Source organism: Halomonas sp. Ps84H-12, from assembly GCF_024124725.1.
GTDB classification, from domain to species: Bacteria; Pseudomonadota; Gammaproteobacteria; order Pseudomonadales; family Halomonadaceae; genus Vreelandella; species Vreelandella aquamarina.
On the sequence record NZ_JAMXSJ010000001.1, the window covers coordinates 1 to 17,737 of the forward strand.

The 17,737-nt window shown below is 60.1% G+C and carries 21 protein-coding genes and 1 tRNA gene; 14 read left to right on the plus strand and 8 right to left on the minus strand.

Annotation, left to right across the window (positions count from 1 at the left end):
- Positions 1-552: 552 nt before the first annotated feature.
- The 7 genes from NH344_RS00005 to NH344_RS00035 all read right to left on the minus strand — a co-directional run bounded on the left by NH344_RS00005 (position 553) and on the right by NH344_RS00035 (position 5,555).
- The gene (locus NH344_RS00005) at positions 553-1,425 is read right to left on the minus strand and encodes a GGDEF domain-containing protein (protein WP_044630780.1); all 873 of its coding nucleotides are present in this window, start codon (positions 1,423-1,425) and stop codon (positions 553-555) included.
- Between the two features lie 178 nt (positions 1,426-1,603).
- Positions 1,604-1,691: transfer RNA gene (locus NH344_RS00010), tRNA-Ser, on the minus strand.
- A gap of 107 nt (positions 1,692-1,798) precedes the next feature.
- Complete coding sequence (locus NH344_RS00015) at positions 1,799-2,305, minus strand: YiiD C-terminal domain-containing protein (RefSeq protein ID WP_044630779.1); 507 nt, start codon at positions 2,303-2,305, stop codon at positions 1,799-1,801.
- Between the two features lie 32 nt (positions 2,306-2,337).
- Positions 2,338-2,898 carry a nitroreductase gene (locus NH344_RS00020; protein ID WP_044630778.1) on the minus strand — a complete coding sequence of 187 codons (561 nt, stop codon included), beginning with the start codon at positions 2,896-2,898 and terminating at the stop codon, positions 2,338-2,340.
- A 29-nt stretch (positions 2,899-2,927) separates the two neighbouring features.
- The gene (gene queF / locus NH344_RS00025; protein WP_044630777.1) at positions 2,928-3,761 is read right to left on the minus strand and encodes an NADPH-dependent 7-cyano-7-deazaguanine reductase QueF; all 834 of its coding nucleotides are present in this window, start codon (positions 3,759-3,761) and stop codon (positions 2,928-2,930) included.
- Between the two features lie 61 nt (positions 3,762-3,822).
- The gene (locus NH344_RS00030) at positions 3,823-4,596 is read right to left on the minus strand and encodes an ABC transporter permease (RefSeq protein WP_044630776.1); all 774 of its coding nucleotides are present in this window, start codon (positions 4,594-4,596) and stop codon (positions 3,823-3,825) included.
- On the minus strand, positions 4,593-5,555 hold the full coding sequence (locus NH344_RS00035) for an ABC transporter ATP-binding protein (RefSeq protein ID WP_044630775.1): 963 nt from the start codon (positions 5,553-5,555) through the stop codon (positions 4,593-4,595). Before NH344_RS00035 ends, NH344_RS00030 begins: the two co-directional genes overlap by 4 nt.
- A 324-nt stretch (positions 5,556-5,879) precedes the next feature.
- Here NH344_RS00035 and NH344_RS00040 point away from each other — a divergent pair, with 324 nt between their 5' ends.
- The 9 genes from NH344_RS00040 (at position 5,880) to NH344_RS00080 (ending at position 12,583) form a co-directional block, all read left to right on the plus strand.
- A complete protein-coding gene (locus tag NH344_RS00040) occupies positions 5,880-6,032 on the plus strand; it encodes a hypothetical protein (protein ID WP_228169093.1) in 153 nt (50 codons plus the stop codon).
- A complete protein-coding gene (locus NH344_RS00045) occupies positions 6,016-6,165 on the plus strand; it encodes a hypothetical protein (RefSeq protein WP_230834371.1) in 150 nt (49 codons plus the stop codon). The genes NH344_RS00040 and NH344_RS00045 overlap by 17 nt, the downstream gene beginning before the upstream one ends.
- Before the next feature lie 725 nt (positions 6,166-6,890).
- Positions 6,891-7,643, plus strand: a complete 753-nt coding sequence (locus tag NH344_RS00050; RefSeq protein ID WP_003296443.1) for a hypothetical protein — start codon at positions 6,891-6,893, stop codon at positions 7,641-7,643.
- Positions 7,644-7,761: 118 nt separating this feature from the next.
- Entirely contained in the window at positions 7,762-8,001 is a 240-nt protein-coding gene (locus NH344_RS00055; RefSeq protein WP_003296444.1) for an AlpA family transcriptional regulator, read from the plus strand.
- A 10-nt stretch (positions 8,002-8,011) separates the two neighbouring features.
- Positions 8,012-8,875 (plus strand): ParA family protein, encoded by an 864-nt coding sequence (locus tag NH344_RS00060; protein WP_003296445.1) that lies wholly within the window; start codon positions 8,012-8,014, stop codon positions 8,873-8,875.
- Positions 8,859-9,119, plus strand: a complete 261-nt coding sequence (locus NH344_RS00065; protein WP_172515618.1) for a type II toxin-antitoxin system HicA family toxin — start codon at positions 8,859-8,861, stop codon at positions 9,117-9,119. Before NH344_RS00060 ends, NH344_RS00065 begins: the two co-directional genes overlap by 17 nt.
- The gene (locus tag NH344_RS00070) at positions 9,112-10,806 is read left to right on the plus strand and encodes a ParB family protein (RefSeq protein ID WP_106763754.1); all 1,695 of its coding nucleotides are present in this window, start codon (positions 9,112-9,114) and stop codon (positions 10,804-10,806) included. The genes NH344_RS00065 and NH344_RS00070 overlap by 8 nt, the downstream gene beginning before the upstream one ends.
- Before the next feature lie 11 nt (positions 10,807-10,817).
- A complete protein-coding gene (locus NH344_RS00075) occupies positions 10,818-11,378 on the plus strand; it encodes a DUF2857 domain-containing protein (protein WP_003296448.1) in 561 nt (186 codons plus the stop codon).
- Positions 11,378-12,583 carry an STY4528 family pathogenicity island replication protein gene (locus NH344_RS00080; RefSeq protein ID WP_106763487.1) on the plus strand — a complete coding sequence of 402 codons (1,206 nt, stop codon included), beginning with the start codon at positions 11,378-11,380 and terminating at the stop codon, positions 12,581-12,583. Before NH344_RS00075 ends, NH344_RS00080 begins: the two co-directional genes overlap by 1 nt.
- 79 nt (positions 12,584-12,662) lie before the next feature.
- Here NH344_RS00080 and NH344_RS00085 read toward each other — a convergent pair whose 3' ends face one another.
- Positions 12,663-12,920: a hypothetical protein gene (locus NH344_RS00085; protein ID WP_041609531.1), complete on the minus strand. Its 258-nt coding sequence runs from the start codon at positions 12,918-12,920 to the stop codon at positions 12,663-12,665.
- Positions 12,921-12,941: 21 nt separating this feature from the next.
- Here NH344_RS00085 and NH344_RS00090 point away from each other — a divergent pair, with 21 nt between their 5' ends.
- The 5 genes from NH344_RS00090 to NH344_RS00110 all read left to right on the plus strand — a co-directional run bounded on the left by NH344_RS00090 (position 12,942) and on the right by NH344_RS00110 (position 17,679).
- Positions 12,942-13,730, plus strand: a complete 789-nt coding sequence (locus tag NH344_RS00090) for a PFL_4669 family integrating conjugative element protein (RefSeq protein WP_003296450.1) — start codon at positions 12,942-12,944, stop codon at positions 13,728-13,730.
- The gene (locus tag NH344_RS00095; protein ID WP_015879464.1) at positions 13,727-14,257 is read left to right on the plus strand and encodes a DUF3158 family protein; all 531 of its coding nucleotides are present in this window, start codon (positions 13,727-13,729) and stop codon (positions 14,255-14,257) included. The genes NH344_RS00090 and NH344_RS00095 overlap by 4 nt, the downstream gene beginning before the upstream one ends.
- Positions 14,258-14,330: 73 nt before the next feature.
- Positions 14,331-14,732, plus strand: coding sequence for a single-stranded DNA-binding protein (locus NH344_RS00100; protein ID WP_003296452.1), 402 nt, complete (start codon positions 14,331-14,333; stop codon positions 14,730-14,732).
- A 274-nt stretch (positions 14,733-15,006) separates the two neighbouring features.
- Positions 15,007-17,016, plus strand: a complete 2,010-nt coding sequence (locus NH344_RS00105) for a DNA topoisomerase III (RefSeq protein ID WP_106763491.1) — start codon at positions 15,007-15,009, stop codon at positions 17,014-17,016.
- 351 nt (positions 17,017-17,367) lie between these two features.
- Entirely contained in the window at positions 17,368-17,679 is a 312-nt protein-coding gene (locus NH344_RS00110; RefSeq protein WP_003296454.1) for a hypothetical protein, read from the plus strand.
- Positions 17,680-17,737: the final 58 nt, after the last annotated feature.

The following is a 17,737-nucleotide window of genomic DNA, read 5'->3' on the forward strand; positions in this document are numbered from 1 at the left end:
TGCTGTTCAGCTAACGGTTCCCGCTATCAGGGTCCGTAGGGGACTTTCACCCCCAAGTCATCCGGCCAACCACCACGGCGGACCGGATAGCGCCTAATTGGCGCTGCGCGCCATGCCTGGCGCACCATAAAAAAACCCCGGCCATGCTTGGCCGGGGTAGTAGTAACTCCTCCGTAATCCTTCTTCACGAGCCTCCAGTTCTCGTGCATCCCTGGTCTTGCAAGCGTTCCGTGCTTGCTCCTGCTCCTTAACACCTCTCCTTGTGTTACTGCCCACCTTGAACCTTATATGTGTCAAATACATTAACCCGAGATAGAAATAGCAGCACTTTGATTATTTTTTTGGTCTGTGCATTTTCAAGGGCTGCGCTGAACCACGCACGCGGATAAAAATGTGCGAAACCGCTAGCCAGCAGCTAGGCTTAAGGCACACTTATTTCTCAGAGGAAGAGAACATGCCGTCTACCACTACCATTGTTGTTGTCGTTGTTGTGATTGCCGTGACAATTTTTGGCTTTAGCGGTGGGCTACCGTTTTAAAGTCAGTAGCTTTACTAACGCGAACGACGCCTTTTCATTCGGTACATTTTCACGTCTGCATAATTCAGTAGCGTATCAGCATCTTTGCCGTCTTCTGGGTAGGTGGCCACACCCACACTGCAAGACGGCATGCCGATATCCCGCATATCCGCCCCTCCTACCTCTGCCGCGAGCGGTTCAGAGAGCACCTCCAGTATTTGGGCAGCTTTTTCGATGGCGGCCTCTTTAGAGTGAACGTCGGTTAATATCACCGTAAATTCATCGCCCCCCATACGTGCCACCGTATCAGTCTCACGCACGCAGCCACTCAAACGGCGAGCTACCTCGCAAAGCACCGCATCTCCCACCGCGTGGCCATGCACATCGTTAATTCGTTTGAAGTCGTTTACATCTAAAAACAGCAGCGCAAAACGGTTTTGATAGCGCTTTGCCGTACTTAACGCTGCCTCCAAACGACCGTAAAACAATGAACGATTGGTCAGTTTGGTGAGCGGATCGTGATGTGCAAGAAAGCGCAGGTCGTCTTCCGCTTGCACCTGAGCGGTTACATCTCGAGCAACGCCAATTCTCACCTGCTCTTCATCCGACCAACGGGCCGACCAAAGCACATGCACCACGCTGCCGTTCTTATGTAGGTAGCGGTTACGAAAATCGAGATGGGGCTGCCCATTCATCACCCGCCTAATGGAGGCTTTGGTTATAGCCAAATCTTCCGGGTGCATATAGTGAGTAATTAGCGTGCCTACCAGCTCATCGGCACGGTAACCCAGCAGCGATTCGCAGGCATCGCTGACAAAAAGAATCTTATGATCCGCATCCACGACGAACACAGCGTCGAGCATCAAATGAATCAGCTTAGGATAAAGCGCCTGCAAATCAACGGACATGGGCAGCCTAGTCGGGTGACTTTTCTCGAGTATAGACGGATCGTGGGTTGTCAGGGCAACTCTTGTGTCGGTGGAGGAGGCATTCTGCACGCTAAGGCATGAGCGCTGTTTGTTTATTCGCGAAAATCTCGGACACAAAAAAGCCCGCTGATTGCTCAGCGGGCTTTTTTAAATTCTGTGGCGGAGAGGGAGGGATTCGAACCCTCGAAGCCTTTCGACTTACACACTTTCCAGGCGTGCTCCTTCGACCACTCGGACACCTCTCCACATTTTAGCTCTGCTGTTAGGCGCTGCCTTTCTCAACAGAACGGCGCATATTCTATGGTCTAAGCCGTGAAATAGCAAGCCTTTTTCCTGCTTAGCTTTTGCCTACTTAGGCGTTTGGCAGCACAGCGTAGCGGCCTATGGCTTCTAGGCAGAGCGAATCTCCGCAATAGAGCTGATGGGTTAGCTCGATGCTGCCCTTACCTCGCTCACTGAGTTTAGCAGCAAGCTGTGCAGGGCCATCCGGATGGCTAGGGGCACAAGTCATGCGATAATCACCCGTGACCGGGGCAAGAAAGCGTTGGCTGGCTTCAGCAACCACCACATCCTGCGCCCTGCCCTGCTGGCGAAGCCAGAGAGTGACCCAGCACCAGCCTTGTAGCGTGGCTTGTGCGCTCAGCGCGCCGCCAAAGCCGGTGCCTTTGTCGTTGAGGTTAGGTGTGAGCGCCAGTTGCCACGTGAGCGCGCCGCTGGCTTGGCTCATGCGGGTAATGCCAAGTGCCTCCACCATGGGAATGGCCGCTTCCAGCCAGTGCTGAAAGGCGACTAGGTCCTCCTCGCCTTCCGGTAGCGGTAAGCGGGGATGTGGAATGCCGGGTTGGCGGGGCTGACTCATGGCGACCTCCTTGGCATTACAGGGGCGTAGATTTAATCCCAGCGCTCGACAAAATCCGCGCTATTGTGGGTTGCCACTGGCTTGTGGCGACCCGCTAGGCTGCCCAAATAGATAAAGGCAACGACTTCGTCATCTTCATCCAGACCCAGGCCTTTGCGCACCACGGGATCAAACGCGTATTTTCCGCTGCGCCACATGGCTCCTAGACCTAGCGCGTGGGCCGCCAGCAAAATGCCGTGAGCGGCACAACCTGCTGAAATCACCTGCTCAATTTTCGGTACTTTGGGAAGGTCCGGCGTCACCTTGGCAATCACCGCGATAATCATCGGTGCGCGCAGGGGCTTTTTGCGCGCGGAGTTTAGCGTGTCGTCACTGGCGTGGGGGTCTTCCTGAAATTCGGCTTCAGCAAACAGCTCGCCCAGGCGCTCCCGGCCTTCGCCGGAGAACTCGATAAAGCGCCACGGGCGCAGCTCTTTGTGATCAGGGGCACGCAGGGCCGCTTGGTATATGGCGCTAAGCTGGTCGGCGCTGGGGGCAGGCTCGGTGAGCTTGCCCATGGAGCTACGTTCGTGAAGCAGCGTGAGGGCGTCCATGATAACTTCTTCTCCATTAAAGGTGAGCGTTACTGCCGGGCAAGGCGCAGCGGGCTGGGGGGTGTCAGCCCTGGGGTGGCTCGCCAGGGGCTGATATCTAGGCCGCCACGGCGCACGTAGCGGGCCAATACCAGCAGCTCTTCTGGCTTCGCTTGCTGCATCAAGTCCGTAAAAATATGTTCGACGCAGTGCTCGTGAAAATCCTGGTGCTGGCGGTAGCCAATTAGGTAGCGCAGTAGCCCTTCTCGGTCGAGCTTGGGGCCTTTATAGCGAATCAAGACGCTTCCCCAATCCGGCTGACCGGTCACCGGGCAGTTGGATTTTAGCAGATGCGAATGCAGCGTCTCTTCGACGATCTCATCACTGGCAGTAAGGTGCGTGGCACTTGGCGTGTAGTCGCTCACCTCGATATCCAGGTCGTCTAAGCACTCCCCCGGCAGGCGCTGAGGGGCCAGTTCACTATCGTCCACCCCCAGCAGCTTAACGCTTACGCTGGCACCGGCAGCGCTGCTGAGGTCACGCACTAGCGTCTCTTCTACCTTAGCTTGGCTGGCAAAGCGGGTTTGGTTGAGGCTGTTGAGATAGAGCTTCCAGGATTTGGACTCAATCAGATGGGGCGAGCTTGCTGGCAGACGGAAGCGTGCCACGGCGACAATCGGCTTGCCGCGGCCATTGAGCCAGGAGACTTCAAACGCGTGCCACTCATCTTCGCCAACAAACGGCAGTGCGCCCTCTTCAATGCCCAGCGGCGCACGATTGGCCGCACGGGGAATGGGGTACAGCAACCCTGCATCGTACTGCTCGGGGTAAGCAGAATCACGCCCCAAGGGCGCATGTTCTAAGGTATCGGGGCGGTGTACCATGAAAACTCTCTTAGTCGTGCCATCTTATAAGGGTATTTCAATCAAGGCTGTGAAGGCGACCCTAGCTACGTATGCCTTTGCCACGCTCTAGCATGGTCAGCGCCACCACAAACAGTACGACGATAAAAGCAAAAATAGCGGCCAATGCCCAGCCTACCGGAATATCAGAAACACCTAAAAAGCCGTAACGGAAGACATTCACCATATACAGAATCGGGTTGAGCATCGAGACACCCTGCCAGAAATCCGGCAGCATCGAAATCGAATAGAACACCCCGCCTAAATAGGTGAGCGGCGTCAGAATAAACGTTGGCACGATGGAGATATCATCAAACTTGTTCGCCAGCAGCGCGTTAATAAAGCCACCAATGGAGAATAGCGCCGAGGTGAGCACCACCACTAATACGGTAAGCAGCGGATGCTCAACCGTTAAGCGGGTAAAGAACAGCGACACCAGCGTCACGATCAGCCCCACACCCAAGCCACGAGCCATTCCGCCCAAAATAAAGCCCGAAAGAATGACACCATTCGGCATCGGCGACACCATCATCTCTTCAATGGAGCGCTGAAACTTATTGGAAAAGAAGCTAGAGGCCACGTTGGAGTAGCTGTTGGTGATCACCGACATCATGATCAGCCCTGGCACAATGAAATCCATATAGCTGAAGCCATCCATCTCACCAATGCGCGAGCCGATCAGGCTGCCGAAAATGATGAAGTACATGGCCATGGTGATCGACGGTGGCAGCAGGGTTTGCGGCCAGATTCGGGTGAAGCGCTTGATCTCTTTAAGCACTAGCGTCCATAAAGCCACGAGGGTTTGCATTGCATTCATACGCGGGCCTCCTGCTTTTCACGCTGGTCGATGGCCTGCTGACTGCTCTCTACCATGGAAACAAACATCTCCTCTAAGCGGTTGGCACGGTTACGCATCGAGACGACCTGAATGCCCTGCGCGCTTAACGCACTGAACACATCGTTCAACTGCTGGCCACGATGAATCACTAGCGCCAGCTGGGAGGGCTCGATTTGCTGCAGCTCAAAGCCTTCAATGGTGGGCACTTGCTCCACCGGCTCGGCGAGATCCAGTAGGAAGGTTTCGGTGTCCAGTTCCGCCAGCAGCTCGCGCACGCTGGTATTCCGCACAATTTCGCCATGGTTGATGATGGCGATATTGCGGCACAGGCTCTCGGCTTCTTCGAGGTAGTGCGTGGTCAGAATGATCGTGGTGCCTTCATCACGGTTAATGCGGCGCATGTACTCCCACATGCTGCGGCGCAGTTCGATATCGACCCCGGCAGTGGGCTCGTCGAGAATCAGCAACTTGGGTCGGTGCATCAAGGCACGCGCAATCATTAGGCGGCGCTTCATACCTCCTGAGAGCATTCGCGCACTGCCGTTGCGCTTTTCCCACAGCCCTAAATCGGTCAGCAGCTGCTTGGCGCGAGGCAACGCTTCGCTGCGCTTCATGCCGTAGTAACCTGCCTGGGCCAGCACGATATCCAGCACTTTCTCAAACTGGTTGAAGTTAAATTCCTGCGGCACCACGCCGAGCTGATATTTCGCTTTGGCGAAGTCTTTATCAATGTCGATTCCAAAAATCGACACTTTACCCGCCGTTTTCTGTACCAGCGAGCAAACGACGCCAAGGGTGGTGGACTTTCCTGCGCCGTTGGGGCCCAACAGCGCAAAAAAATCGCCCTGCTGGACGTCTAAATCGATACCTTTTAACGCTTGGAAGCCGTTGCCATACACCTTGGTAAGGCCACGGATCGACAATGCCGGTTCGGCCATGAATATGTCCTGTCAGCAAGTGGGGAGCAAAAAGAGCTAGAAGGGAGGATATCGGGGCATGCATATATTTTTTCAAGTTTGCAGCTTATAACCTCTGAACCACCACTTCCATGCCCCTGATTTTTCTCTATTTAGCACTACATTAGGTGATACTTTGCCACGCTATTGCTGCGATAGCGCCTAGATTAATACTTTAGTATCAGCCTAGCGCCCGCCTGCCCAGGCAGCGGCACTTCAAGGGAACATGCTGACCATATAAGCGAGCCTAACCGATAGGGACGCTGATCTTCCAAACCATTCTGGATAATACGCAGCAAACCGGCAGTGGCTTTTGCGCAGGTCAGCAATGGTGCCGCCTTGGTAGATACCACCAAGCAGCGTATGCAGGATATTGATCAGCGAATTCAGCGCGTAAACGACCTGTTCTCAGACATTACCGCCGCCACCCACGAGCAAACCCGTGGCCCGTGGCATTGAGCAAATTAATGTGGCCATCGCCCAGTTAGATCAGGCGGCCCAAGACAACGCCTCAATGGTGCAGCAAACAGCCACCGCCGCCCAAACGGCACGCACGCAAAAACGCCGCTTGATAAGCGGTGAATGGCAATAACTAGATTGGGGATCAAGCAAAACTTTAGAAAGGGGGTTTGCATGGAGCGGGAAAAGGGACTAGCACTGACGCGCTAAGCGTATGTTTTCCAACTCTTTTCTTCGCTGAGGGTCTCAACGAAGGCCTCAATTTTAGCCTCGTTTTCGGGCGTCGTCAACGAAGACCGTCCACCAATTTCCACTCGCCGCCAACACCATCCGCTCACCTGCGTGCTACCCCGTGCCGAGGCAGTCCGCTGCATCGCGTACGTGTGCGCGAACTGAGTGCGCATCTCTCAGCCTTGCACAGCTGATCATGCGCAAGGCGGAGCGAGGCAGTCAGTTGCTATGTCGATCTATCAGGATGCCGTGGAAGTCTCACCGGCATCGCCTCCCCCCTGGCCAGCACCAATCAAACCGCATAGACGCAGCGCCGAGGCAAGTCGGTTAGACCCCTTATAGAACACGCGATACGAAATGAGTCTTGATGAAAAAATCAAGGCCGACGACGCTGACAAGCGTGTACAAGCGCAACCAGGTGCGGTCACTAATCGCTCGATGGTCGAAGCATCGCGATTTTCACATATCGAGCGGGCAATGGCCACTGGCCTTGAGCATGTGGACCCAACATGCTTCGGCATACCCCGCCAACGTGCGCCCAAGAAGCCAAACAACAAATGCCGTGACCATACGTCGATCGGCAGCAGAGGAGTCGGTGATGTAGCGCTCCCGCAAGGAGATGGAGACATGCATGAAGAGCTGCCAGCTTCAAAGGTGTTCTATCGTCCGATTGAGGCCGCCATACGCTGGGCAGGATTATGGCGTTACTCGCAAGAAATCCTGTCCTCCATCTCGTCGCCTAGAAATCTGCCGAGAACGCTCAATTGCCCCCGATGGGATGAACTGCGACTCTGCACGGAACGCATCTACGATGCCATCGTCAACGGTGAGCTTCCCTATGGTCGAAACGGCATCACGTTGAACGATGAATCCCTGCTTGATTCCCATGAGTTGACCGTGCGCCACCTCGATCTCAAACACTGGATGCAAACCCACTACCCAGGGCATCGACCTGCTTTTCTTTTCAGTCGCATCGAGCGCATCGCGCACCCCGTCATCACGCTGGAAGCCGGACAGGCCATGTTGGTGGAACGCCAAGCCATGAAGGCGGAGCTTGAGCTTTGTCGTCGCGAACTGCGGAACCTCAAGGAGCGTCACGAAGAACTGCTCAAGCAATCTGGGGCAATCCCAGCCTGCGGCCAGTGTTCTCTCAGTGATCGTGCGGAGGCCACCTACCTGCACATCATTGGCAGCATGTTGGAGCTGATGCTGAGCAGATCTCCTTCGGGCAAGCCGCACTCTTGCTTCAGCACCCAGGAGGCCATCGTCAGCGCGTTGATCGCTCATCGTGGCGGCACCATGGGCATCACCGAGCGCACGCTGAACGGCAAGTTCGCCAGCGCACGGAGGAAGCTGGGCAGCGCTAGCGTAGTTGCTTGAGGTTTTCCAGCTTGTATCTGCAGCCCCGGAAATTGCATTTGCAATGTCTTTCCGCATCCATGTCTATTGAATAGAGGTCACCCCAACAAACGCCACTGAGCGTTAAGGAGTGACCACTATGTCGCAGCCCACTGCACTGCTGCCCGGCGAGCGCCGCATCCTGCGGCTGGACGAAGTCGAGGCCAAATCCGGATTCAAACGCGCGCATATCTACTCGCTCATGAAAAAGGGTGAGTTTCCCCAATCGCTACGCCTCGGCGTTCGTGCTGTCGGATGGGATTCCACCGAGATCGATCTGTGGATCACCGAACGTCTCAAGAACCGTGCGCAGCAGCCAGCTCTCCCGAGCGATGTCTGAGGAGAGCCCTATGCAGGTCGTATCCATCATTTCGACCAAAGGCGGCGTGGGCAAGACCACCGTCGCGGCCAACCTCGGCGCATTCATCGCCGACGCAGGTCTGCGGGTGCTGCTGCTCGACCTGGACATGCAGCCAACCCTGTCGTCCTACTACGAGCTGAAGCATCGCGCACCGGGCGGCATCTACGAGCTTCTGGCTTTCAACGAACGCGACCTGGCGAACCTGGTGTCGCGCACAGTCATCGACAACCTGGATCTGGTGCTGTCCAACGACGAGCACCGGCAGCTCAATACCTTGCTGCTGCACGCCCCAGATGGACGCCTGCGGTTGCGCAACCTGATGCCAACCTTCCAGCCGCACTACGATCTGGTGGTCATAGACACCCAGGGCGCGCGCAGCGTATTGCTGGAAATGGCACTGCTGGCATCCCAGCAGGCCGTGTCGCCCGTCACACCGGAAATCCTGGCTGCACGCGAACTGCGGCGTGGAACCCTGCAATTGGTCGAGGACATCACGCCGTACCGAAAGCTGGGCATTGAACCGCCCGCACTGCAGTTGCTGATAAACCGCGTCCCCGCCGTCTCGTCCAACGCGCGCCTGATCCAGCAGACGCTACGCCTGATCTTCCAGGAGCAGGCCAGCATCCAGGTACTGGCCACTGAAATTCCTGCGATCGAAGCTTTTCCGCGCGCAGCCACCCGAGGCCTGCCTGTTCATCGCGTCGAGCATCGACGGCCTTCGGGCCGTCAGGCATTGGCCGCGTTGGAGATCGTGCGCGGCCTGGCAAATGAGCTATGCCCTCAGTGGCAGGAACGGTTCGCAGCGGTCACCGGCAAGGCCGGAGGGAGGTTCGCCCATGTCGAACGCCCATGAACTGGCCCGCGGCCACAAGCGGTTGCTGCCGCTGATCGAGTATGCCCTGAGCGAAGGATGGGAGGTCGTTCGTACCCCAGGTGGACATCTCAAGTTCACCCGGCCGGGCCTGCCACCGATCTTCACCAGCGCCACCGCCAGCGACCACCGAGCGGGGCTCAACGCCCGCGCCATGCTGCGGCGAGCCCAGCGTGGGCTCGAACGCTCGGAGCTTCCTACGCAGGAAGGAGATGGCCATGCCTGACATCTCCCCCCAGGACGTTGCAAACAAGCTCCTGAGCGATGGCTTCACGCGCAGCGGCCCCGTCGCGAGCAGCTTGAGCGATCCGATTGAGGATACGCCGATGGTCGTGACGCTCGATGAACTGCGGCCGTATGAGCTTGATCCGCGCCTCACCCGCAACCCGCTTTACGACGACATCAAGGCGTCGATTCGCGAACGCGGACTCGACGCTCCCCCGCCCATCACGCGGCGTCCAGGCGCGGATCACTACATCATCCGCAACGGCGGCAATACGCGTCTGGCGATCCTGCGCGAACTCTGGAGCGAGACACGGGACGAGCGCTTCTTCCGCATTGCCTGCCAGTTCCGGCCATGGCCAGAACGCGGAGAAATAGTTTCCTTGACGGGCCATCTCGCGGAAAACGAGCTGCACGGCGGCCTGTCGTTCATCGAGCGCGCATTGGGCGTGCAGAAAGCCCGGGAACTGTATGAAGAGGAAACCGGCAAACCCTTGTCCCAATCCGAGCTGGCACGCCGCCTCAAGGCGGACGGCTATCCCGTGCCGCAACCCCACATCAGCCGGATGCAAGAGGCCATCCAATATCTGCTGCCCGCCATCCCGACCGTGCTTTACGCCGGCCTGGGGCGGCACCAGGTCGAGCAACTGACCAGCCTGCGGCGCGCCGCCGACAGAGTCTGGTCGGCCCGCAATCGCCAGGCCCACTCCCACCTCGATTTCCCCACGTTGTTCCAGGACGTGTTGGCACTGTTCGACAGTGCGGCGGGCGGCTTCAGCGTTCAGCGCGTCCAGGACGAACTGGTCGGCCAGATGGCCGATCTGCTCGACATGGAATACGACACGCTGCTCTTCGAGATTACCGACTCGGATCGGCGCTGGCAGGTCCTCAGCAGCGAGCCTGCCGGCGAACCCGAATCACCTCCCGCGCCAGCACCATCCCTGTCGTCGCCATCGACAGCGTCGACCGGGCAGCCATCCTCGCCCCCGCCACCGGAGCAGACATCGACGACGCCTTCGGCGCCGACAGCCGCGCCGCCCGCACCGGGTCCGGAGGAATCCGACGATGCGCAGCGTGCCACCCTGTTGCAGGAGCACATCGTATCGCCAGCCGGCACAACCGAGCGGCTGCAATCCATCCAGCGCCTGGTCGCGGATCACACCGGCGAGACGTTGCCGGATTTCGAGCGCAACGTCTTGCAGTCGATCCCGATTCAGGCAGGAAGTCTCTATCCGATTACCGACGTCTGGTACATCGAACCCGCGCTGGACGACCCCGATCGCCTGCGCACGCATATCGCGCAGTTCGCCCGCGAGATTGCCGGCGAAGCCGCTCTGCAAGACCTGGTCGAGGCGTGCCAGGAAGGCATCGGTTTTCGATGCCGGCAGCCCGAGGCCGAGCCAACACCCGATCGGCACGCCCAGGCGACGCTGGCACTGCTGCATGCCCTGAGCACGCCTTACTTGGCGACCGATCAGTCGGTCACGAGCATCGATCTTTCGATTCTCACCGAAATGCTGGGAGCGCTTCTACAAGGTACCCCGGCAGTCACCGGAGCGCAGCAAGGCTTGCCACACAGGCTCAGCGACAACGCCCTGGTGAAACTGTTCCGCCTGCTGCGGCTTGCCCGTCGCTTGAGGGACATCGAGTCCGGCATCGCCGATGGCGACCATGCCATCACCGGATCATGAGAGGCGTAGCCATGTCCGGACCTCACCCACTTAACCAGGCAGTGATCGCCCAGGCACTTCATGATCTACGCAACGGCCAGTTGCGCCGGGCCAAGTCGATGGGGTTCGACGACAAGGATCTGGATGCCCTCAAGCATCCCGCGATGGCCAGCGTGCTGGCCAACGCCAACGTGTCGTGGTGCTCGGTAGTCGTCAACCGCGATGTGCTGCGTCGTCTGCTGCACCAGGTAGAAGACGTCACCGAGGAGGTGGTGAAGATCGATCGGCTACTGCGCCTGGGCGCCAGCACGGAGCTGATCAGCAAATTCTTCGGCTTGACCCACCAGGAGATCGCCTTGCGTCGCAGTGTCATCGGCCTGCCGAAACGCAAGGGGCGGCATCCGGTATTGACCGAGGAACAGGACACCGACCTGTGGAAGCGCTGGTCCTCGACAGTGAAGGAGCAGGAAGTCGACAGCAACGACGACATGGGAATGCTGGGCGTCGCGGCGGATCTCGCCGAGGCCACTGGGCTGCCTCTGTCCGTGATCTGGAATGCCTTGCGCGGATGGATCGATGAAGGGCTGACCTGATGACGGATGGGCCACACCCTACGCGCGGCCCCGTCCGGCTGGGCGAGCTGTTCGAGCAGGCGCTCGGCCAACTGGCACCTCAACAGCCGCCGCCGGCCCCATCTGCAGTCTCACCACCGACCGACGGCTTTCTCTATAGTGGCAATCGACACGACAGCGTGCCGCGTGCATTGCTGCTGGACCGGCGCCTGACACCGCTTGAACGCAACGGCTGGCAGGTGTTCCGCCTGATGCTGGCGGACGACGGCATCACCGCCATGCCCACCTACGACCAGCTTGCGCCTTGGCTGGCCTCCATGCCTTGTGCCGAGAGGGCATCGCACGAGACGGTGGCCCGAGCGCTGACCGTGCTGCGACTGACGCGCTGGATCAGCCTGGTGCGGCGCCGGCGTGATCCCAGAAGCGGGCGCATTCAGGGCAACCTCTACGTCCTGCACGACGAACCGCTCACCCCTTACGAAGCCATCCAGCTCGATGCCGATTATCTGGAGTTGGTCAGCCAGGCACTGACGCATGCCAGCAAATCCGTCCAGCGCGTGGGCGCGACCACCCTGCAGGAGTTGACGCAAGACCCCATGCTCAGCGGCCGAGTGCTGCCGAGTCGCCTGGAGATTCTGTCACAGCGGCTGTCAGCGCAGGGCTGGAACGGCACATCGAGTTATCCACAGGGCGGCGGCGAACACGATTCCGAAGACGGCTCCGACGACCGTCTTCGGAATCTGGCGAACCTCTCTTCGGATTCCGAAGCAGGCCGGAAAAGCCCGGAAAACGGCGCACTTCGGAATCCGAAGTCGGACCGTACAGTACGTATAAAAGAAAGTATTAAAGAAGTACGTACAGTACCGCGCGCGCAAGAAGAACGTCAGCAACTGCAGTTGCCCAGGCGCTTCCTGGCGCTGAAGGCGGAGCAGCAGAACGGCGCGCTGGCCGCGATGCAGTCAGTGGATCACGATCTGCGGCAAGCCCTGCTGGACGAATGGGATGCACGTTGCGCCTCCACGACGATCCGCAATCCCACCGGCTACCTGTTCGGCATCATTCAGAAAGCCTTACGGGGAGAATTTCGCACCTGGGCTGCACAGAAGGCGCCTGCGGCGCCAGTCAACAGGACACCAGAGCCCGATCCGCCGCCCGCCACACCTGCTGATGCGGAAGTCGCGAAAGCTCATCTGGCGCGCCTGCAGGAACTGTTGCGCTCGACCTGACACGCCCGCGAGCCGGCACGGCGTCGAGAGTCATCAGCCCGGAAGCTGCTCTGCAATGTCCAAGGTGTTCCACCGTCGCCTATACCCCGGGTATAGCGGAACACACCGCCTTCCGCCCGCAGCGGCCCTGATCCACACCGTGCTCCCCCGGCAGCATCCACTGAGCGCCATGGACGCCTATACCCCGGGTATAGCGCAACACGCAGCCTTCCGGTGCGGCATCGCAACGGTGCTTCCGAACGATGCGCGCGGCTGGCCGCTCCGACAAATCAGGCAAGCGGCGGGTTCGGTTTGATGACTGACGGCCTTCCGGCCAACCCGGATGCTGACGACTCATTCATCACCGAGAGTCGTCACCATGGCCCAAGAGAACAATGCCACCGAATCCCTTCAGTTGAACCTGGGATCGCTGCGCAGCGCGATGTCCCTGACCCTGCACACCCACCATGCGTCCCGCATCTGGCATGGCCGCGCCCCGGCCGAAGGCAGGCCCGGCATCATCGGCCTCAACGGCTTTGTCTCCATCATGAACAAGCTCAAGCGCGGTGCCGAACAGGACGACCCCTATTCGGACTGGTGGATGCTGCGCATCGAGGACAAGCTATCCACCACCAAGGAACAGCTCCAGACCCTGCGTCAGCAAGTAGACCAGGCACTGGCCGGCGTGCCGCCTGCGTTGAGCCTGGGCGAGAACCTCAACGTCCAGCCGGTCAAGCTGCCGCTGTTCGTGTCCTCGCAGTTGGGCTTCATGGCGGTGTATCTGCTGGCGGACTACGACGATCTTGCCCGACGTCTGATCCTGGCCCACCACACCGCGCTGATCGATCGCTCGACACTCGAACGCTGGCTCAACGACGGCGCGCACTCATTGCGCAGCCTGTTCTCGCTGGCGCAGCAGTACCGGTATTCCGGCACCACGCGCGACGACTTCGCGGCGAAGAATGCCGCAGCACGGGCGGCGCTGGAAAAGTACGGTGAATTGCCCCAGGACGTGCTCGAAGGTACCCGGCGCAGCCGCTTCGCGCCGCCGATCGCACGCCGTGGCCTGCAGCAGCGCACCGCCCCCGAAACCGAACCAGCCAGCGAGCCGGATGCTGCGGCAGACCCCGCCGAAGCAGCCTCATCCGACGAGGGTGAGTCAGCATGACAGTACGCGAACCGAACCAACGCCGGCACTTCCAGCCCCTGGAACAGGCGGACTTCATCCAGTTGGAACAGGCGGGCTATCTAAAAGGCCTTTTAAGGGCTTTTAAGGGTAAAGGGGATCTCGAAGACTGGGTCAACCGGTGTCACGCGCTCAGGGATGAGTTGATTGACCTGGCGCAGCGGCGCGTGCTGGCGCAGGCGCGAGGCTATCCCTTCCGTCTGCTGTCCATTGAACTGGCCCAGCAGCGTACCGGCGCAGGCACGACCTTTCTGCGCTGGCGCAAGCACGACCGCTCGGCGATGGGCGTCGCCCTCTGGCAGGAGGTCATGGCCTCCACGGCCACGCCGGTGAATCTGCTGGAGGATCTGCTCGCGCTGGAACAGCAGCGCATCGCGTTGAACATGCAGATCAGTCTGCTGCATACCCTCGGCCGGCAGGCCCAGGACTGCGCCGGCAAGATGGCCCAGGCCGAGGACGCTTATCTGCGCCGGCTCAAATCCATTCCCGCCGCAATGCACGATCGGTGATTGCGCCAGGCATCCCAGCACGCGCCCGGGGCCGGCTTGGCACGGGCATTTCAACCACCACGGAGATCACAACATGAGCACGCATTTTTCTGGAGAAGGCAACATCGGCTCGCCGCCCGAGTACCGCGAGTTCCCGAATGGCAACGACGAACCCAGTCGCCTGCTGCGCCTGAACGTCTATTTCGACAACCCGGTGCCCAAGAAGGACGGCACCTTCGAGGACCGTGGTGGCTTCTGGGCGCCGGTCGAAATCTGGCACCGCGATGCCGAGCACTGGAAGGATCTGTACCAGAAAGGCATGCGCGTTCTGGTCATCGGCCGCATGGAGCGCGAACCCTGGGAGGACAAGGATGAGAAGCCGCGCGAGACCTGGCAGATCAATGCGCGCAGCGTCGGCATCCTGCCGTACCGGATCGAGTCGGTCACGCTCAGCCCGAAGCCGACATCAGCGGAGCAGCCGCCACCGTCGGAGTAGGCGCATCTCCAGGGGCGAGCCTACCGAGGCTCGCTCCGTCTTCCTGTCTTCGGGAAGCGAGGTTCCACCAACATCCACCGCGTTTTCGCGCGCCCAGCGCAAGAAGCTCCAGTACACATCAACACTTCGCACGCCCAACGCCCCCGGTCGGATATGCCGCCGTTTCCGTGATCAAAGCGGGTGCCTGCACATTCCTCTTGTTTGCGGTGAGGTTCGCAACATCCAGACATGCTGCTGCCCAGATACATCGGCAATGTGATTTGGATGGACAGGCATGCGGCTATTTCTCTGCGAAAAACCTTCGCAAGGCAAGGACATCGGGCGCCTGTTGGGCGCAAGGCAGCGCGGCAATGGTTGCCTCAACGGCCCCGGCGTTGTCGTGACGTGGTGCATTGGCCACCTTGTCGAAGCCGCGCCGCCGGAAGCCTATGACGAACAGCTCAAGCGCTGGACGATCGAGCAACTTCCCATTATTCCCCAGCACTGGCGGGTTGAGGTCAAACCCAAGACCGCAGCGCAATTCAAGGTCGTCAAAGACCTTCTGAGCAAGGCGACCGGACTGGTCATCGCCACCGACGCCGATCGCGAAGGCGAACTGATTGCGCGCGAGATCATCGATCTCTGTGGCTATCGCGGCCCCATTCAACGGCTGTGGTTGTCAGCACTGAACGACGCCTCGATCCATGCCGCGCTCGGCAAGCTGAAGCCTTCGGGCGACACGCTGCCCATGTATCACTCGGCGCTGGCGCGCTCCAGAGCGGACTGGCTGGTGGGGATGAACCTGAGCCGCCTGTTCACCCTCCTGGGGCGCCGGGCCGGCTATGACGGCGTGCTGTCGGTCGGACGCGTGCAGACCCCCACGCTCAGACTGGTGGTCGATCGCGATCGTGAAATCGCGGCCTTCGTCTCCGTCCCGTTCTGGTCCATCGAAGTGGCGCTGTCCTGCACAGGCCAGACATTCACCGCGCAGTGGCTGCCGCCATCGGCCAGTACCGACGATGCAGGCCGTTGCCTGCAGGAGCCTGTTGCGCAGCAGGCGGTGCAGCGCATCCGCGCCGCTGGCGCTGCTCAGATGGTATCGGTCGAGACCGAACGCATGCGCGAAGGCGCGCCATTGCCGTTTGATCTCGGCACCTTGCAGGAAGTGTGTTCCAAGCAGTTCGGCCTCGATGTCCAGGAGACGCTAGAGATCGCCCAATCCCTGTACGAGACGCACAAGGCCACCACCTATCCACGTAGCGACTCCGGCTATCTTCCCGAAAGCATGCATGCCGAAGCGCCCACGGTGCTCGACAGTCTGCTCAAGACCGATCCGAGCCTGCGCCCGATCATCGACCAGCTCGACCGCACCCAGCACTCGCGCGCCTGGAACGACGCCAAGGTATCGGCCCACCACGGCATCATCCCCACGCTCGAACCCGCCAACCTGTCGGCGATGAGCGAGAAGGAACTGGCCGTCTACCGCCTGATCCGCGCCCACTACCTGGCGCAATTTCTTCCGCCGCACGAGTTCGACCGCACGACAGCAAGGTTCTCTTGCGGCGACCAGACATTGCAGGCCGTGGGCAAGCACGTAGTCGTGCCGGGTTGGCGCCTGGTACTGGCCGAGCCGCAACCCGACGATGCCGGCGATGACGCCGCACCCCGCAGCCAGGTGCTGCCAGCGCTACACCAAGGGCTGGCGTGCCAGGTGGCTGGGGTCGATCTGAAGGCGCTCAAGACGCTGCCGCCGCGCCCGTACACCCAAGGTGAGTTGGTCAAGGCGATGAAAAGCGTCGCCAAACTGGTGTCAGACCCACGCCTGAAACAGAAGCTGAAAGATTCCGTGGGCATCGGCACCGAAGCGACCCGCGCCAATATCATCGGCGGCCTGCTGAACCGTGGCTACCTGATCAAGAAAGGACGGGCCATCCGCGCCTCGGATGCCGCCTTCACGCTCATCGACACCGTGCCCGCCGCGATCGCCGATCCCGGCACAACCGCGGTGTGGGAACAGGCGCTCGACATGATCGAAACCGGACAGCTCGCGCTCGATACCTTCATCGACAAGCAGGCGGCCTGGGTCACGCAGTTGATTGCGCAGTACCGTGGCACCTCGCTGTCCATCAAGATTCCCGAGGGGCCAGCATGCCCGCAGTGTGGCGGTGCCACGCGCCAGCGCAGCGGCAAGAGCGGTCCATTCTGGTCCTGCGCGAAATACCCCGACTGCAAGGGAACGCTGCCCATAGAATCGGGCAAGCGTGCCGCGCCGCGCAAGCGCCGCGGTGGCCCGAAGGCCTCCTGAAAGACAGAGAACCCGTCGTCGCGTTGACCACCCCCGGCAACGTGACCACCGCCCCGCAGCCCTGCGAGGCTCCCAGCACGCGATACCTTCTGTTGCGGTGTGCGCGCCCCTTGCGAGGGGCGAGAAGGCCTTTTTTCCTCGAATCACGCACCGCGTATTCCCTCGATCAGTAACAGTCCCGCCCGCTGCGAAGGGTCTCCTGATGCCTTGCCTGCCATGGGGGTCGAGGCATCAGGAGACCCTTCAGGGTTGGCGGTATTCGACACCGGCGCCCACCGGTGAAAAGAACGGGCTCCCTTTGTGCGCGGATGTGCGCCAGACGATGCCGGCCCCAACCACGACAAGGGCCGGGTGAATGCTGAGACAGCGAACGGTTCCACCGACGACCGCAACCTGAACCAGTACACGGGTGGTTTCCTCCTCCAAGCCGAAGGCGGCCAGCCTTCGGCGTGTTTTCTCCTGCGCATCCGCCATGACGACCCGGCAATTCTGCCTCGGTCACACGAACAGGAGACACCCGAACGAATCCTCAACCACAAGCCGGCCGCCGAGGCGCCGCGCTACAAGGCGATTGGCAATTCGATGGCGGTGCCGTGCATGGCCTGGCTGGGCCGGCGCCTGCTGCAGACTCTGGACAACGCGGGGCGCACGACTGCGCATTGATCAGCGACACCACGCAACGGCAGGCGCATTGTCGGGCCTGCATCGCTGATTCGTCAGC

Bases quoted from the DNA above. Each gene is read 5' to 3' on its own strand.
- NH344_RS00005 (WP_044630780.1), bottom strand. From the start codon at position 1,425: ATGTCCGTTGATTTGCAGGCGCTTTATCCTAAGCTGATTCATTTGATG.
- NH344_RS00015 (WP_044630779.1), bottom strand. From the start codon at position 2,305: ATGAGTCAGCCCCGCCAACCCGGCATTCCACATCCCCGCTTACCGCTA.
- NH344_RS00020 (WP_044630778.1), bottom strand. From the start codon at position 2,898: ATGGACGCCCTCACGCTGCTTCACGAACGTAGCTCCATGGGCAAGCTC.
- queF (WP_044630777.1), bottom strand. From the start codon at position 3,761: ATGGTACACCGCCCCGATACCTTAGAACATGCGCCCTTGGGGCGTGAT.
- NH344_RS00030 (WP_044630776.1), bottom strand. From the start codon at position 4,596: ATGAATGCAATGCAAACCCTCGTGGCTTTATGGACGCTAGTGCTTAAA.
- NH344_RS00035 (WP_044630775.1), bottom strand. From the start codon at position 5,555: ATGGCCGAACCGGCATTGTCGATCCGTGGCCTTACCAAGGTGTATGGC.
- NH344_RS00050 (WP_003296443.1), top strand. From the start codon at position 6,891: ATGCATGAAGAGCTGCCAGCTTCAAAGGTGTTCTATCGTCCGATTGAG.
- NH344_RS00055 (WP_003296444.1), top strand. From the start codon at position 7,762: ATGTCGCAGCCCACTGCACTGCTGCCCGGCGAGCGCCGCATCCTGCGG.
- NH344_RS00060 (WP_003296445.1), top strand. From the start codon at position 8,012: ATGCAGGTCGTATCCATCATTTCGACCAAAGGCGGCGTGGGCAAGACC.
- NH344_RS00065 (WP_172515618.1), top strand. From the start codon at position 8,859: ATGTCGAACGCCCATGAACTGGCCCGCGGCCACAAGCGGTTGCTGCCG.
- NH344_RS00070 (WP_106763754.1), top strand. From the start codon at position 9,112: ATGCCTGACATCTCCCCCCAGGACGTTGCAAACAAGCTCCTGAGCGAT.
- NH344_RS00075 (WP_003296448.1), top strand. From the start codon at position 10,818: ATGTCCGGACCTCACCCACTTAACCAGGCAGTGATCGCCCAGGCACTT.
- NH344_RS00080 (WP_106763487.1), top strand. From the start codon at position 11,378: ATGACGGATGGGCCACACCCTACGCGCGGCCCCGTCCGGCTGGGCGAG.
- NH344_RS00085 (WP_041609531.1), bottom strand. From the start codon at position 12,920: ATGAGTCGTCAGCATCCGGGTTGGCCGGAAGGCCGTCAGTCATCAAAC.
- NH344_RS00090 (WP_003296450.1), top strand. From the start codon at position 12,942: ATGGCCCAAGAGAACAATGCCACCGAATCCCTTCAGTTGAACCTGGGA.
- NH344_RS00095 (WP_015879464.1), top strand. From the start codon at position 13,727: ATGACAGTACGCGAACCGAACCAACGCCGGCACTTCCAGCCCCTGGAA.
- NH344_RS00100 (WP_003296452.1), top strand. From the start codon at position 14,331: ATGAGCACGCATTTTTCTGGAGAAGGCAACATCGGCTCGCCGCCCGAG.
- NH344_RS00105 (WP_106763491.1), top strand. From the start codon at position 15,007: ATGCGGCTATTTCTCTGCGAAAAACCTTCGCAAGGCAAGGACATCGGG.